At 69.2% G+C, this 14,106-nt stretch carries 17 protein-coding genes; 8 read left to right on the top strand and 9 right to left on the bottom strand.

The window, feature by feature from the left end:
- From ON43_RS46280 to ON43_RS19785, 3 genes are all read right to left on the bottom strand, one after another.
- On the bottom strand, nucleotides 1–251 hold a 251-nt coding region (locus ON43_RS46280; protein ID WP_040809581.1), incomplete at its 3' end, for a shikimate kinase.
- A complete protein-coding gene (aroC, locus tag ON43_RS19790) occupies nucleotides 248–1,453 on the bottom strand; it encodes a chorismate synthase (RefSeq protein WP_083913549.1) in 1,206 nt (401 codons plus the stop codon). The genes ON43_RS46280 and aroC, both read right to left, overlap by 4 nt.
- A gap of 72 nt (nucleotides 1,454–1,525) precedes the next feature.
- Nucleotides 1,526–1,972 carry a prepilin peptidase gene (locus ON43_RS19785; RefSeq protein WP_040809577.1) on the bottom strand — a complete coding sequence of 149 codons (447 nt, stop codon included), beginning with the start codon at nucleotides 1,970–1,972 and terminating at the stop codon, nucleotides 1,526–1,528.
- Nucleotides 1,973–2,123: 151 nt separating this feature from the next.
- Here ON43_RS19785 and ON43_RS19780 point away from each other — a divergent pair, with 151 nt between their 5' ends.
- From ON43_RS19780 to ON43_RS19765, 4 genes are read left to right on the top strand one after another with little or no spacing between them, the layout of a single operon-like run.
- Nucleotides 2,124–3,263, top strand: a complete 1,140-nt coding sequence (locus tag ON43_RS19780) for a M24 family metallopeptidase (protein WP_051178729.1) — start codon at nucleotides 2,124–2,126, stop codon at nucleotides 3,261–3,263.
- A 37-nt stretch (nucleotides 3,264–3,300) separates the two neighbouring features.
- Nucleotides 3,301–3,864 (top strand): elongation factor P, encoded by a 564-nt coding sequence (gene efp, locus ON43_RS19775; protein ID WP_040809576.1) that lies wholly within the window; start codon nucleotides 3,301–3,303, stop codon nucleotides 3,862–3,864.
- A gap of 20 nt (nucleotides 3,865–3,884) precedes the next feature.
- Nucleotides 3,885–4,394: a transcription antitermination factor NusB gene (gene nusB, locus ON43_RS19770; protein WP_083913548.1), complete on the top strand. Its 510-nt coding sequence runs from the start codon at nucleotides 3,885–3,887 to the stop codon at nucleotides 4,392–4,394.
- A 33-nt stretch (nucleotides 4,395–4,427) separates the two neighbouring features.
- A complete protein-coding gene (locus ON43_RS19765) occupies nucleotides 4,428–4,685 on the top strand; it encodes a YciI family protein (RefSeq protein WP_040809574.1) in 258 nt (85 codons plus the stop codon).
- Nucleotides 4,686–4,694: 9 nt separating this feature from the next.
- Here ON43_RS19765 and ON43_RS19760 read toward each other — a convergent pair whose 3' ends face one another.
- The gene (locus ON43_RS19760; RefSeq protein WP_040809572.1) at nucleotides 4,695–5,672 is read right to left on the bottom strand and encodes a quinone oxidoreductase family protein; all 978 of its coding nucleotides are present in this window, start codon (nucleotides 5,670–5,672) and stop codon (nucleotides 4,695–4,697) included.
- Between the two features lie 84 nt (nucleotides 5,673–5,756).
- On the opposite strand from ON43_RS19760, the gene ON43_RS19755 reads away from it, so the two are divergent.
- A complete protein-coding gene (locus ON43_RS19755; protein ID WP_040809570.1) occupies nucleotides 5,757–6,329 on the top strand; it encodes a TetR/AcrR family transcriptional regulator in 573 nt (190 codons plus the stop codon).
- A 201-nt stretch (nucleotides 6,330–6,530) separates the two neighbouring features.
- Here ON43_RS19755 and ON43_RS19750 read toward each other — a convergent pair whose 3' ends face one another.
- Complete coding sequence (locus ON43_RS19750; protein ID WP_040809568.1) at nucleotides 6,531–6,932, bottom strand: winged helix-turn-helix transcriptional regulator; 402 nt, start codon at nucleotides 6,930–6,932, stop codon at nucleotides 6,531–6,533.
- A 111-nt stretch (nucleotides 6,933–7,043) separates the two neighbouring features.
- Between ON43_RS19750 and ON43_RS19745 the strand changes: the two genes are divergently transcribed.
- Nucleotides 7,044–7,979, top strand: coding sequence for an NADP-dependent oxidoreductase (locus tag ON43_RS19745; protein WP_040809565.1), 936 nt, complete (start codon nucleotides 7,044–7,046; stop codon nucleotides 7,977–7,979).
- 100 nt (nucleotides 7,980–8,079) lie between these two features.
- Here the strand turns inward: ON43_RS19745 and ON43_RS19740 are convergent, their stop codons facing one another.
- The 4 genes from ON43_RS19740 to ON43_RS19725 are packed head-to-tail and all read right to left on the bottom strand — an operon-like array spanning nucleotide 8,080 to nucleotide 12,065.
- Nucleotides 8,080–8,706 carry an NUDIX hydrolase gene (locus ON43_RS19740; RefSeq protein WP_040809564.1) on the bottom strand — a complete coding sequence of 209 codons (627 nt, stop codon included), beginning with the start codon at nucleotides 8,704–8,706 and terminating at the stop codon, nucleotides 8,080–8,082.
- A gap of 10 nt (nucleotides 8,707–8,716) precedes the next feature.
- A complete protein-coding gene (locus tag ON43_RS19735; protein ID WP_040809563.1) occupies nucleotides 8,717–10,024 on the bottom strand; it encodes an adenylosuccinate synthetase in 1,308 nt (435 codons plus the stop codon).
- A gap of 35 nt (nucleotides 10,025–10,059) precedes the next feature.
- Nucleotides 10,060–11,040: a hypothetical protein gene (locus ON43_RS19730; protein ID WP_040809562.1), complete on the bottom strand. Its 981-nt coding sequence runs from the start codon at nucleotides 11,038–11,040 to the stop codon at nucleotides 10,060–10,062.
- A gap of 5 nt (nucleotides 11,041–11,045) precedes the next feature.
- Nucleotides 11,046–12,065, bottom strand: a complete 1,020-nt coding sequence (locus ON43_RS19725) for a J domain-containing protein (RefSeq protein ID WP_040809561.1) — start codon at nucleotides 12,063–12,065, stop codon at nucleotides 11,046–11,048.
- Between the two features lie 199 nt (nucleotides 12,066–12,264).
- On the opposite strand from ON43_RS19725, the gene ON43_RS19720 reads away from it, so the two are divergent.
- Both ON43_RS19720 and ON43_RS19715 read left to right on the top strand, forming a co-directional pair.
- A complete protein-coding gene (locus tag ON43_RS19720; RefSeq protein WP_086007980.1) occupies nucleotides 12,265–12,828 on the top strand; it encodes a DUF4334 domain-containing protein in 564 nt (187 codons plus the stop codon).
- A gap of 81 nt (nucleotides 12,829–12,909) precedes the next feature.
- Nucleotides 12,910–14,106: FAD-dependent oxidoreductase (locus ON43_RS19715; protein WP_040809559.1), on the top strand; the 1,197-nt coding region annotated here is incomplete at its 3' end.

Genomic DNA, 14,106 nt, shown 5'->3' with positions numbered 1-14,106 from the left:
CGTCCGGTGCGCTCCTCGATCCCGGCGTCGGTGTCGTAGAGCTCGACGCCGAGTTCACGGGCCAGCTTGCGGCCGATGGTCGACTTGCCCGCGCCCGGCGGGCCGACCAGCACCAGATTCGGTGCGGGCCGGACGATTTCACCGGCGCTCGCCGGACTCACGGCGTGCTCGGACGCCGCATCCCGGCCGTACGCCGTCTGCTCGTGGGACGCCGCGTTCTCGTCGGACACCGCGCCGTCGTCGGCGGTCACTGCCCCGCGTTGCCCGGGATGTGCGGGCGAGCGTTGATGCGCTTGAGGTAGGCGTTGATGTTGTCGACGGTCTCGGGCAGCGAGTCGCCGCCGAACTTCTCCAGCACCGCCTGCGCCACGACCAGCGCCACCATGGCCTCGGCGACCACACCGGCCGCGGGGACCGCGCACACGTCCGAGCGCTGGTGGATGGCCACGGCCTCGTCGCCGGAGGACATGTCGACCGTCGAGAGCGCCCGCGGCACAGTCGAAATCGGCTTCATGGCCGCGCGCACGCGCAGCGCCTCGCCATTGGTCATGCCGCCCTCGAGACCGCCGGCGCGGTTGGTGGAGCGCAGCACGCCGTCCGGACCGGGCTTCATCTCGTCGTGGGCCTGGCTGCCGCGGCGGCGCGCGGTCTCGAAACCGTCGCCGACCTCGACGCCCTTGATGGCCTGAATCCCCATGAGCGCGGCCGCCAGTCGTGAATCCAGGCGCGCCTCACCGGAGGTGAACGAGCCCAGGCCGACCGGCAGGCCCTCGATGACGACCTCGACCACACCGCCGAGGGTGTCACCGTCCTTCTTGGCGGCCTCGATCTCGGCGATCATGGCCGCCTCGCCGTCCTTGTCGAAGCAGCGCACCGGCGACTCGTCGATGGCGTCCAGATCCGCGGCCGTCGGGATGACGCCGGAAGTGTTGGCGGCGGTGCCGATCGACACCACATGCGAGATCACCTCGACGCCGAGGGCCTGGCGCAGGAAATTCTTGGCAACGGTGCCCGCCGCGACGCGGGCCGCGGTCTCGCGGGCGCTGGCGCGCTCGAGCACATTGCGGGCGTCGTCGAAGCCGTACTTGAGCATGCCCGAGTAGTCGGCGTGCCCGGGGCGGGGACGGGTCAGCGGGGCATTGCGGGCCATATCGGCCAGCTCGGCCTGGTCCACCGGATCGGCGGACATGACCTGGGTCCACTTGGGCCACTCCGAGTTCGCCACCTCGATGGCGACCGGGCCGCCCATGGTGCGGCCGTGGCGCACGCCGCCGACCATCGTCACCACGTCGGCCTCGAACTTCATCCGCGCGCCGCGCCCGTAGCCGAGCCGACGCCGGGCCAGCTGCGCGCCGACATCGGCGGTGGTCACCTCGACACCGGCCACCATCCCTTCGAGGATGGTGACGAGAGCGGGACCATGGGATTCTCCGGCAGTTATCCAGCGCAACACGAGTGACATCTTTCCATGCGAGAACAGGTGCTCGAACACACGGCCCACCGACGCCCCGGCCAAACCCCGATGTCACGGCCCACCCAGCACCGCCACCGCACTGGCCGCGCACATCGCCGCCCCATGCGCGAGCGTCTCACCGGGACTCTCCGACCCGCTCATTCTCAGGGCCAGCAGCATGCCGACACCCGCCGCGGCGGTGAGCATCGGGGCGGCGAGGGCAGCCCAGGCCCAGGTCTGCGGGCTGTGCAGGGCTGTCACCGCCCCTAGACCGAGGGCGAGTTTCACATCGCCCGCGCCCAGGGCGTGCGGTGCGCACAGGTGGATCGTGAGATAGGGGAGCGCGAGGAGCAGCGCGCCGAGGACGGCTAGTACAGGTTTGCCCGTAGCGAATCCGTAGCCGAGGGCGGCGGCCGCACCGGGCAGGGTGAGGGCGTTGGGCAGACGGCGGGTGCGCAGGTCGTAGGTGCTCAGGGCTGTGCACCAGGCTGTGAACAAGAGGGTCGGCAGGGCGCTCATGCATCGAGGTTCTCGCGCGGATCGGCCGCGTGGGGCGGCCGATCGCGAAATGTGGAGAACTACTTCGGTTGTGAACACCGGGGTTTCCGTAAGCGGCCCTTTCACGTGTTGCGTGTCCGTGTTGTGGCGTGTCGGCGGTAGCTTTGAACGCATGTCTGCTGATCACGATCCGAACCAGCACGATCCGGCCCAGCGGCCCAATTACGCCTTGCGCCGGGCCAACCTGCGCAACCTGCTGGTGGAGAACCGCATCGACGCCTTGCTGGTCACGGATCTGATCAATATCCGGTACCTGACCGGCTTCACCGGTTCGAACGCCGCGCTGCTGGTCTACGCCTGGGATTCCAGCGAGGATCGCACCATCATCTGCACCGACGGCCGCTACATCACCCAGGTCGGCGTGCAGGTCCCGGACCTGCGGGCCGAGATCAACCGGGCCAGCGCCCGCCGCGTGGTCGAGATCGCGGGCGAATGGCAGACCGGCCGCGTCGGCTTCGAGAGCCACATCATGACCGTCGAACAGCATCGCGGCCTGTCCGCGCTGGCCACCGGCCTGGAACTGGTCGGGGTCGCGGGCCTGGTCGAGCAGCTGCGCATGGTCAAGGACGCCTACGAGGTGGGCCGCCTGGCCGCGGCCTGCGATGCCGCCGACGCGGCCCTGGCCACCCTGCTCGAGCGCGGCGGCCTGCGCCCCGGCCGCACCGAACGCCAGGTGGCCCGCGAGCTGGAGTGGCTCATGTTCGAGCACGGCGCGGAGGCGGTCGCCTTCGAGACCATCGTGGCGGCGGGCGCGAATTCGGCTGTCCCGCATCACCGTCCGACCGAGGCGGTGCTGGCCACCGGCGATTTCGTGAAACTCGACTTCGGCGCGGTGGTCGGCGGCTACCACTCCGATATGACCCGCACCTTCGTGCTCGGCCAGCCCTCGGCCTGGCAGCGCGAGATCTACGACCTGGTCTACGCCGCGCAGCAGGCGGGCCGGGAGGCGCTGGCCCCGGGCGTGTCGACCAAGGCGGTCGACGCGGCCTCCCGCAAGGTCATCGAGGCGGCCGGTCACGGCGAGCTGTTCGTGCACGGGCTCGGACACGGGGTCGGCCTGCAGATTCACGAAGCGCCCGGAATCGCCAAAACCGGCACGGGTACACTACTCGATGGCGTGGCGGTGACCGTCGAGCCAGGTGTGTACTTCCCCGGCCGCGGTGGCGTCCGGATCGAGGACACGCTCGTGGTTCGCAAGGGGGGCCCGGAACTGCTCACCCACACCAGCAAAGACCTGACCGTCGTCGACTGACGCGCGGTTGCAACGACTAGTAGGAGATCCGAGGACAGTGGCGGACACCAGCGACTTCAAGAACGGCCTCGTGCTGAAGATCGACAATCAGCTGCAGCAGATCGTCGAGTTCCAGCATGTGAAGCCGGGTAAGGGTCCCGCCTTCGTGCGCACCAAGCTGAAGAACGTGGTCTCGGGCAAGGTCGTCGACAAGACCTTCAACGCCGGCGTCAAGGTCGAGACCGCGACCGTCGACCGCCGCGACATGACGTACCTCTACCACGACGGTGAGGACTACATCTTCATGGACGGCGAGACCTACGACCAGGTGCACCTGGGCGAGCAGCTGCTGGGCCGCAACGCGGGCTTCCTGCTGGAGAACATGGCCGTCCAGATCGCCATGCACGAGGGTGAGGCGCTGTTCGTCGAGCTCCCCGTCGCCATCGACGTCATCGTCACCCACACCGAGCCGGGCCTGCAGGGCGACCGCTCCTCGGCCGGCACCAAGCCAGCCACCGTGGAGACCGGCGCCGAGGTCCAGGTGCCGCTGTTCATCAACCAGGGTGACAAGCTGCGCATCGACACCCGCGACGGCAGCTACATCAGCCGCGTCAACTCCTGACGCGACGGATAATGTCTTCCGTGGCCGATCAATCGGACAAGAAGTCGTTCAAGAAGCTCGGCGCACGGCACAAGGCGCGTCGGCGTGCGGTGGATCTGCTCTTCGAGGCGGAGGCCCGCGATATCGATCCCGCGGACCTGCTCGCCGAGCGGGTCTCGCTGTCGGTGCGTGAGGAGTCCGTCGCGCCGATCAACCCCTACACCCGGGTCCTGGTCGAAGGCGTCGCCGACGATCTGGACCGGGTGGACGGCACCATCGAGTCGTACCTGTCCCAGGATTGGACGCTGCCCCGGCTGCCCGCCGTGGACCGCGCCATCCTGCGGGTGGCGGTGTGGGAGTTGTTCCACGCCAACGACGTTCCGCCGGTGGTGGCCGTGGACGAGGCGGTGGAGCTGGCCAAGGAGCTGTCCACCGACGACTCCCCGTCGTTCATCAACGGCGTGCTCGGCCAGGTGGTCGGGGTGGCCCCGCAGGTCCGTGCCGCCGCGGCCGCGACCCGCGCCACCGCCACACCGGCCGACGACGAGTAATACGCCGAGCAGTAAGAGAAGGAGAAGCGCAGGGTGCGCAAGTATCTGGTAATGGCCATGCGCACCCCGCGCTTCGACGACTCCGTCATCGTTCCGCACAAGGAATGGCTGGCGGACGTCCGTGAGCGCGGACAGCTGGTGGAATCCGGCAAGTTCACCGATTCGAGCGGTGGCGCGTACGTGATCACCGCCGAAAGCCTGTCCGCGGCACAGGAACTGATCCACACCGACCCGATTCACACCACGGGCGCTTCGGAACTCACCATCTACGAGTGGGAAATCACCGGCTGAGCCGGTTTTTCACGGCTGAGCCGGTCGCAGGACGATCGTGCCCTTGGCGGCGCGCCGATCCAGCAATTCGTGGGCGTAGGCCGCCTTTTCGAGCGGCAGGACCCGATCCACCAGCGGCGTGATCGAGCCCGTCGCGGCCCGTTCCAGGGCCGCCGCGCGGGCCTCGGCGACTCCGGCGAGCCAGGCCGGTCCGGAGCAGCCGGTCAGGGTGAGACCCCGCATGATCAGGTCCATGGTGCTGACCTGCGCGGGCGCGCCGGACAGAAAACCGTAGCTGAGCATGCGGCCGCGCAGTGGGGTCATGAGATCCAGTAGCGCCAGGGCGGATTCGCCGCCGATGGAATCGAAGACCACGTCCAGCGTTGCGTCGCCGAGGGTTTCGCGCAGCCGCCGCGGCCACTCGGGATCCAGGTGGTCGATGACCACATCGGCCCCGAATCCGCGTGCCTGCTCGGTCTTTTCGGGCCCGCCCGCCGTGGCGATGACCCGCGCGGCACCGTATTCCTTGGCCAGCTGGGTCAGATACGCGCCGACTCCGGTGGCGGCCGCCTCGATCAGAATCGTCTCGGTCCCGGTGAGTTTCGCCGTCTCCAGCAGTGGGATGGCCACCGATGCGCTCATGCCGACCGCCGCCGCGTCCACCGACGACAGCCCATCGGGAATCTCGGTGGCGATTTCGGCCGGGACGCAGACCTGTTCGGCATAGGTGCCGAAACTATTGCTGCCGATCAGGACCCGCCGCCCGATCAGGTCCGCATCGACTCCGTCGCCGACCTCGGTGACGACTCCCGCCGACTGTGTCCCGAACACCAGCGGAAATTCGACCGGCAATGGGAACGCGCCGGACCGCAGCATGGTCTCGGGGAACAGCACCGGAATCGCCTCGTTGCGCACCAGCACCTGCCCGGCCTGTGGACGTGGCGCGGGCACCTCGCTCGGCACCAGCACGTCGGGTCCACCGGTCGCGGTCAATAGGATTGCTTGCATTGAAACCTCATAAGTTGACTGACGGTCAAGTTGGCCTTGCCGAACATATTGACCGCCGGTCAAGTTGTCAACGAGAGTGGTGATATGGCCCCGCCCAAGGAACGCGCCGACGCTGCCCGCAACCGGCAGGCAATCCTCGAAGCGACGCGCAAGCTGTTCGCCGAGGAGGGAGCCGAGGCGGCCACGATGGACAGCATCGCCGCCGCGGCCGGGGTGGCCAAGGGAACCCTGTTCCACCGCTTCGGCAATCGGGCCGGGCTGCTCTACGAGCTCATCGCCGAGGGCGCGACCGGCCTGATGGAGGCCGTGCAATCGGGTCCGCCGCCGCTGGGACCCGGCGCTCCGGCCGGCGACCGCCTACTCGCCTACTTCGACGCCATGACCTGCCTGATCGCCGACGACATCGAGTTGAATGTCGCCTACCAGGCCCTGCCCCCACACCCCCGCCGCGAGGAATTCCACCGCTTCTGGGCCACTCACATCAGCACCCTGCTCACCGAAGTCCGCCCCGACCTCGACGCCGAGGTGGTCGGCGGTCTACTCCTGGCCCCCTTGGGCGGCGAACTCGTGCCTCACATGGTTCGAGCCGGTCAAAAAGACCGCCTCCGCGAATCGGTCCGCCAACTCGTCCAGTCGGTCATCAACCAACCATCGTGACGCGCACCGTCTTCCGCTGCCCGCCCCATCGTCGAGTGGCACACCAGTGAGGGAATTTGCCCGAATCTCCCGCGCTGGTGTGCCACTCAGCGAGCGGGTGGTGGGGTCGGTCTCGCGGGGTGGGGATCGGCGGAGCAGGTTCGGCGGAGGGCACGGCACGGTCTGGGGTTCGGGCGGCCGATTCGGTGGGGGCGCGGGGGTTCAGCGCTGCTGGCCGTCGTAGATTTCGCGCGCGGCCAGGACGTCTTCGATGTAGGTCTCGGCCCAGCTCTTGATGGCCTGCATGACCGGCAGCAGGGTCAGCCCGAGGGGCGTGAGCTCGTAGTCGACCCGCACCGGCACCGATGCGGTGACCGTGCGGGTGACCAGCCCGTCGCGCTCCATGCTGCGCAGACTCTGGGTGAGCATCTTCTGGCTCACGCCCGTCATGATCCGCGACAGGTCCGAGTACCGGCGGGGTCCGTCGGCAAGGGCGTTGAGCAGCAGGCTGACCCATTTATCGCTGATGCGGTCGAGCAGGTGGCGGGTCGGGCACTCCTGGATGTAGGCGTCGTACCTGCGGCGGTCCTCCGCGCGCCGCTGGGCGGCTGTCCTGGTCGCCATGACTCTCCCTCGCGTGCGGTACGCACTTCGAGGTGCGTACTTCCCCGTGGAGAGTAACACTCCTTAGGTTTGCTCCAGGAACCACAACCCCTGGAGCAGAGGAGATTTCACATGCGCGCCGTCGTGATTCGGTCGTTCGGAGGCCCCGAGGTGCTGGAGGTCGCCGAGGTTCCGGTGCCCGCGGCCGGGCTCGGGCAGGTGCGGATTCGGGTCGCCGCGGCGGCGGTGAATCCGGTGGACGTGCACACCCGCTCCGGCGGGCTGGCGCAGGCGGGTCTGATGGTGGCGCGCGAGGTGATCGGCCTCGGCTGGGACGTGGCGGGAACCATCGACGAGATAGGTTCCGGCGTAGCGGATTTCGCGGTGGGTGACCAGGTCTTCGGCCTGTCCGACCGCCTGGACGTGCCGCTGGGTACACATGCGGAATACGTGGTCCTGGACGCGTCGTCGGTGGCGCTCGCGCCGCGCTCGGTGTCGCCGGTCGAGGCGGCGACGCTGCCGCTGAATGCGCTGACGGCCGCGCAAGCCTTGGACGCACTGGCTTTGGCCGCCGGGCGGACGGTCCTGGTGACCGGCGCGGCCGGTGCGGTAGGCGGGTTCGCCGTGGAACTGGCTGCGGCCCAAGGCCTTCGGGTGGTAGCCACGGCCAGCGCGGCCGATGAGGCCCTGGTGCGCAAACTGGGTGCGGAGTTCTTTGTTCCGCGCGGCGCCCGTCTTGGCGAGGCAGTGCGCTCGCTGGTGCCGGGTGGGGTCGACGGCGCGGTGGACGCCGCCTCTTTGGGCGCCGAGGCTCTCGACGCGGTCCGCTCGACCGGTGCGTTCGCGGCGGTGGTGGGCGGCGCGGAACCGGTCGGCCTGCGCGGAATCCGGGTCGCCAACACCTGGATTCGCGCCGACGGCCCTCGCCTCGCCGAGTTGGCCGCCCTGGTCGACGCGGGTCGCTTGACCCCGCGTGTCGCGCAGACGTTACCTCTCGCCGAGGTCGCGGCGGCCCATCGCCTTCAGGTCGAAGGCGGTCTTCGCGGCCGCCTGGTGCTGCTCCCGTAATCGCCGGATGGCACACCGGCGATGGAAGATCGGTTGTGTCGGCGCGGGCCGAGCGGGTGTCGTCGCGGCGTGGTGTGGGGCGCGGTGTGGAGCCCCGCCCTCAGGCGGTGAAGGCCCACATCGCGGCGGGCCGTCCGGTCGCCTTCACGCGTACCCGCTCGCCGGTCCGCTCGAGGCCGGGCAGGGCAGCCAGGGTGCGGTTGAGGTTGCCCGGGTCGGGTTTCGCGCCGGTGAGGGCGGTGGTGAGGGCCACGGCGCGGGTGGCGGTGAACTGGTCGCCGGTGAGGGCTCGCGTGAAGGTGAGGTCCTTCCACAGCAATTCGGCGAGGCGATCGCGGGTGGCGGTCAGGATCTGGTTGTGGTCGAAGGCGAGCGGCGGCATCTCGTCGAACGGGATCCACTCGGCGGTGTCCTCGCCGTGGTCGGTGACGACGGCCCACATGGCGATGGACAGGGTGGGGCCGCGCGGGTCGCGGTTGGGCTCGTCGAAGGTGGCGATCTGGCCGACGGCCGTGATGGCGTGCTCGGGGACGCCGAGTTTGGTGTGGACCGCGCGGCGGGCCGCCTCGGCGAGGCGTTCGCCCCGGCGCAGCAGGACGCCGGGCAGGGCGAGGGCATCCTCGAAGGGGCCCCATTGACGGGGTGCGATGCCGACGCCGACGGTGGGGTCGGCATCGCCGTAGCGCAGGGTGATCACGTCGATGGATACCGCGGATTGTTGCTCCACAAGCAGACAATCATGCCTCAGCGGCGATCCGGATTCGCCGATCGGCCCGGTCCGGGCCGTGTCCGGTGAGGACGACCGGTGCGCCGAGCGCGGTTTCGAGGTAACCGGGGACGTCGGCGGGCAGGTCGGCGAGGGCGGGCGTCGCGGTGGTGAGCAGGTCGGTGAGCCTCTGCTGATGGTCGAGGTCCTGCCAGACGCCGCAGCTCAGCCGGTCGACACACCCGTCGGCGGTGAGATAGGCGGTGGCGGTGCGGATCTCGCGGCCGGTGGCGCGGTTCCCGTTGGTGGCGGCGCGGTTCCCGGTGCCGTGCTCACCGAGGGCGTCGAGGTGGTTGACGGCCAGGCCGTCGATACCGCCACACGCCTCGATCGCGTAGCGCAGCAGCAGCGGATCGAGGTGGCCGCACCGGAAGGCACCCTGGTATTCGCCGGTTCCATTGTGCGGCTCCGGAATCGAGAGTCGTGCGTCCTCGGTGGGGAACGGGCCCGCGCCGTGCCGGGTCATGTACGTGCGGGTCACGCCCAGCACGTAACCGGGTGCCCCGATGCGCGCGAGCATGGCGCGCGCGTTGCGCGGCTCCACGGTGGACCAGGTGGTGTACGGGTGCGTGCCGCGCCATTCGTCCAGCAGCACCCCCTGCGCGCCCTCGAACACGAGCCGTCCGCTCTTCGCGAAGGCGGCGAGTTGATCGCCGGGCAGGATCGCCACTGCCCGCGCGAACGCGGTGTACGCCTCGACCAGACCGTCGATCGCGTCGTAGCGGTGCCGCCCGCCCGCGAGCAGCGGCGCGTAGTGCTCCTCGAGCGCGATCAGCTTGCGCCGCAACACCTCCGGCCGCAGGCAGTCCGCTACTCGCGGCGCATCGTGCTCGAGCGCGTAGCTCGCCGTCTCGCCGATCCCGATGCCGCACGAACCGTGCCGGGAGGTACCCCTCGCATCCTCCCGGCAGCGGTTGGCGGCCCCATGGATCGGTGTGGTGAGCAGGGCTCGCTCGTCCACGTAGAGCAGCGACAGCGGATCGGCGACCCCCAGCGCGGCGAGTTCGCGCGCCTCGGTGGCCAGGGCCAGCGGTTCGACCAGCATGTGCCGCGACAGCAGGGTCGGCACCCGCGAGAGCGTGCCGGACCCGAACTGCCGGAAGGTGTGGTGGCGGCCGTAGGCGAGCACATTGTGCGCGGCCTGCGCGCCGCCGTTGAACCGCACCACCGCCGCCACGTCGATCCCGGCGGCCGGTGAGCACAGCCAGTCGACGGTCGCGCCCTTGCCGGCGTCGCCGAAGCCCAGGTCCACCACGATCAGGTGTTTGTCGCCGAACATGAGGTGCCCCTTCGTATTTCGAAACTAATGCCGCGTCACAGATCGACGTCGTCGGTTCCGGTGGCGGCGGGCAGCGCGCCCACGCTGCGGCCCCGGCGGGTCCCGCCCAGCGGGGCGAGGGCCTTGCCCACCGCGTCCGCCTCACTGGTCGAGCCGATATCACGCAGATCGGCCAGCCCGGCGCCCAGATCGACCCGGTCCTCGTGGATGCCGATGGTCAGTGCGATGAGCTCGCACACCGCCGCCGGATCGTCGAGCCGCAGGAACCGCTCGCCCAGCAGCCCCTGCCAGTGTTCGGCGATCTCCGGATCCTGGTAGTAGCTGGACTGATTGGGCAGGATGTAATGCACGTGCCAGCGATCGGCCAGCTCCCGGTAGATGGAGTCGACGGCGATGTCCTGGTGCACGTCGTCCCCGATGACCGCGCGAATGTAGCGGGCCGCCAGGCGCTTCTTGTTCAGCTCGTCGCCGACGATGAACAGATACCCCTTGTGTCCCCGCTTCTCCCACGCGTCGGTGACGGTGTGGCGGGCGATGAAATACGCGGCCAGCTCATAGCTTTCGGACTTCTGTCCGCCACCGCCGCCTTCCAGCAGGATCAGCCGCAGCTGCTCGTCCATCCGGTTGTCGGACTCGAACTGCCCGACCTGCAACGGCACCCGATCGCTTTCCGCGTCGCCGATGGCCCCGAACATGATCTGCGGATCATCGGCATAACCCTTGCGCTGCAACAGCCCGTGCAACTTGGACAGCTTCTCCTGCATGATGCGCGGCACCCGGCCCATCGAGCCGGTGACGTCGAACAGCACCGCGATCGGCAGCGAATTCCCGTGGTCGGCCGAGTCTCTCGACTCCCGCATCCCGACACCCAGCGGATCCAGGGTGGGGTGCGCCTTCCACTGATCCCACGGCACCGACCGCATATCCGCGGTGTAGCCGAAGTCGTCGAGCCCCTTGGCGGCCCGGAAGGTGCGCGCGGCGTCGTAGGCACTGTCGTCCCAGCGTCCGTAACCCATTGCTATCACTTACCTTTCGTGAGCTCGAAGGGCCGGAAGCGGCGCTTCCCGTAGAGCCGGTCGAGCAGATCGTCGAATTCGTCCAGCAGGTCCGCGGCGTCGGGCCGCAGCCTGGGATCGGTTTGCAGGCAGCCGGTGGCGTAGGCGCGCATCGGTGCCGGGGCGCGGTCGCCGAGCATGGTGAGCATGAGGCGATGCGCGAGGTACACGTCGGTGGCGGGGGAGACCGCGTCGCGGATCTCGGGCGGATAGTCCAGCGACTTCAGCGTCGCGGCGGCCGGAACACCGGGCCGGGTCGCGAAAGACCAGCCCGCCAGCACGATTCCGTGCAGTCGCGGATGCACGAGCACGTTCGCGGGGCTGATCGCGGTGTGCACCCAGCCCGCGAGTTTCGCCCCGGCCAGGCAGCGCAGCAGTCTGCGATGCATCCAGGCGTAGTCGCGCGGATCGAGCCCGCCGGGGTAGGCGGTCCGGACGTCCTCGAGGGTGACGAACCCGTCGATGAGTGCGGTCAGCACGTTGACGGTGCGGTGTTCGCCGGTCCCGGAATCGAGATGGTCGACGGTGTCGACGAGTTCGGGGAAGTAGGGTCGCAGCCATTCGTGCTCGGTCGCCACACTCGCGATGTCCCGCAGCGCGTTTCGCTCCCCGGCAAGCAGCCTATTGGCGGCCGCGCGGCGCGGGATCTTCACGACGCGGTCCGATCCGCTGCGGTACACATCCGCGATCGATCCGCCGGCGTGCAGCGCGCCGACCGGGTAGCGCCCGTGCGTGCCGGTCACCTCGAAGTCGGCCTCGTCCAGTTCCAGCCACCGTCGATACAGCTCGGACAACCGGGCGAAGGCCGCGCTCGCGATGCTCGCGTCGACGGCCTCGACTCGGTCGGGGTGAACCAGTGCGGCCATCCGGTGGTAGCGCCGGCGTGCGGTCTGTCTGCCGATGGAATCCGTTGCGGCGGAACCGAAGAGATCCTCGGGCCGCCGAGCCGCCCGGATGGTCTCCGCGGTCTCTCGCGCTGTCGTCATGGTTTTAGGCTAGATGACTAAAACGGCGGGCGCCAGGGAGTTGACGAACTTTTTGTTGTTGGGACCAAAAGTCTGAAGCTGGATCGATATATTCGGCCAAATGAGGGTGTCGGGATGTCAGTCTGGCTCTAATCGGCCTGTGCGCGCCGGGGCTAGGGTGGGAGAAATTGTGCCGCCGATTCTCATCGAGGAGATCATGATGGTTGCCGCCGACCCGGCGACGGACACTGCCGCGCGGCTGCGCGCCTTGATCGACAAGCCGGCCACGGCCGCCCAGGCGTGGGAGTTGTTCGACAACCTGCCGACGGTGCGGGTGGAGGAGATCACCACCGGCCGCTGGTGCGGCGCGGAGGTGGGCACCGGGCATCCGTGGGACGGCATGCTGGTCGAAACAGGCTGGTATGGAAAGCAATTCGACAGCGCCGACAGTGTGCAGCCGCTGCTGTTCTCCGGCCCGGACGGGGAGATCTTCGCCGTCGACCCGCGCCGGGTGCCGCTGTTCCTGGCGGGCAAGGTGCCGGTGTCGGCGCTGCGCCCCGTGCGGCGCTCACTCGGCGTGCTGCGGCCCGCGCTGCGCACGCGGACCCCGAAGGCCCGGCTGCGGAACCTGGAATTCCGCGGAAAGTCCAGCGCCGCAATGATCTACGACCACCTGCCGATCATCGACATCTTCCGCCGCGTCGACGCCGACACCCTGCTCGGCGTGATGGATATGCGCGGACTGCACGAACCGTACTTCTTCGTCCTGTACCGCGACCGCTGACGACCGCCGCGAAGCATCTGTCCCCGAGCCGAACTCGCCCTACCATCGGAAGAGGCGATGGTCTCGACTCGGGAGGTCCCGATGGAGCGTACGACCTGTCTCATTGCCGGCGGGGGCCCGGCCGGAATGTTCCTTGGGCTGATGCTGGCTCGCGCGGGCGTCGAGGTCACCGTGCTGGAGAAACACGGTGACTTCCTGCGCGACTTCCGCGGCGACACCGTGCACCCCACCACCCTCGAACTGATCGACGCGCTGGGCCTGCGCGAGGATTTCGCGAAACTGCCGCAGCGGCGGCTCAACGACGTGCAGATCCCCATCGGCGGCCGCATGGTGCCGGTGGCGACGTTGAATCACATTCCGGGCCGGCACAAGTACATCGCCATGGTGCCGCAGTGGGATCTGCTGGATCTGCTGGCCCGCGCGGGCGATGTCGAACCGAGCTTCCGGCTGCGCATGAACACCGAGGTGGTCGGCCTCGTGCACGAGGAAGGACGGGTCGTCGGCGCGCGCTACCGCACGAAAGACGGTGCGGACGGTGAGATTCGCGCGGATCTGACGGTGGCCTGCGACGGCCGTTCCTCGGTGGTGCGGGCGGCGGCCGGGCTCGGCGTGCGGAACTGGGCCACCCCGTTCGACACCTGGTGGTTCCGTATTCCGCGGCACGGCACCGATCCGTCCGGGTTGATACCGCTGGTGAGCGCGAACCGCGTGGTCATCATGTTCGACCGCGGCGACTACTTCCAGTGCGCCACCCTCATCGCGAAGGGCAGCGACCCGGAACTGCGTGCGAGCCAACCGGTCAGCGTCATCACCCGCCAGATGGCCGACGTGGTGCCGTGGCTGGCCGACCGCGCCGAGGCATTGCAGAGCTGGGACGAGGTGAAACTCCTCGACGTCAAACTGGATCGGCTCGACCGCTGGTACACCGGCGGCCTGCTCTGCCTCGGCGATGCCGCGCACGCCATGTCCCCGGTCGGCGGCGTCGGCATCAACCTGGCCGTGCAGGATGCGGTCGCGGCCGCCCGCATCCTCGGCCCGAAACTGTTGTCGCACACCGTCACCACCGCCGACCTGGCCCGCGTGCAGCGCCACCGCGTGCTGCCGACCGCGGTCATCCAGGGTATGCAGCGCATCGCCCACGCCCGCTTCGTCCGCCCGGCGGTAGCCGGACGCCTGAACATCTCGGACCTACCCGAGACACCCTTGGCCCTGCGGATCGGCCGGCGCATTCCCGTGCTCCGGAGCCTGCCGGTCTTCCTGGTCGCCCGCGGCGTCGTT

Source organism: Nocardia concava NBRC 100430 (assembly GCF_000308815.1).
Classification (GTDB): domain Bacteria; phylum Actinomycetota; class Actinomycetes; order Mycobacteriales; family Mycobacteriaceae; genus Nocardia; species Nocardia concava.
The sequence above is the reverse complement of the archived record's forward strand: the minus strand, read 5'-3'. Positions and strand labels throughout refer to the sequence as shown.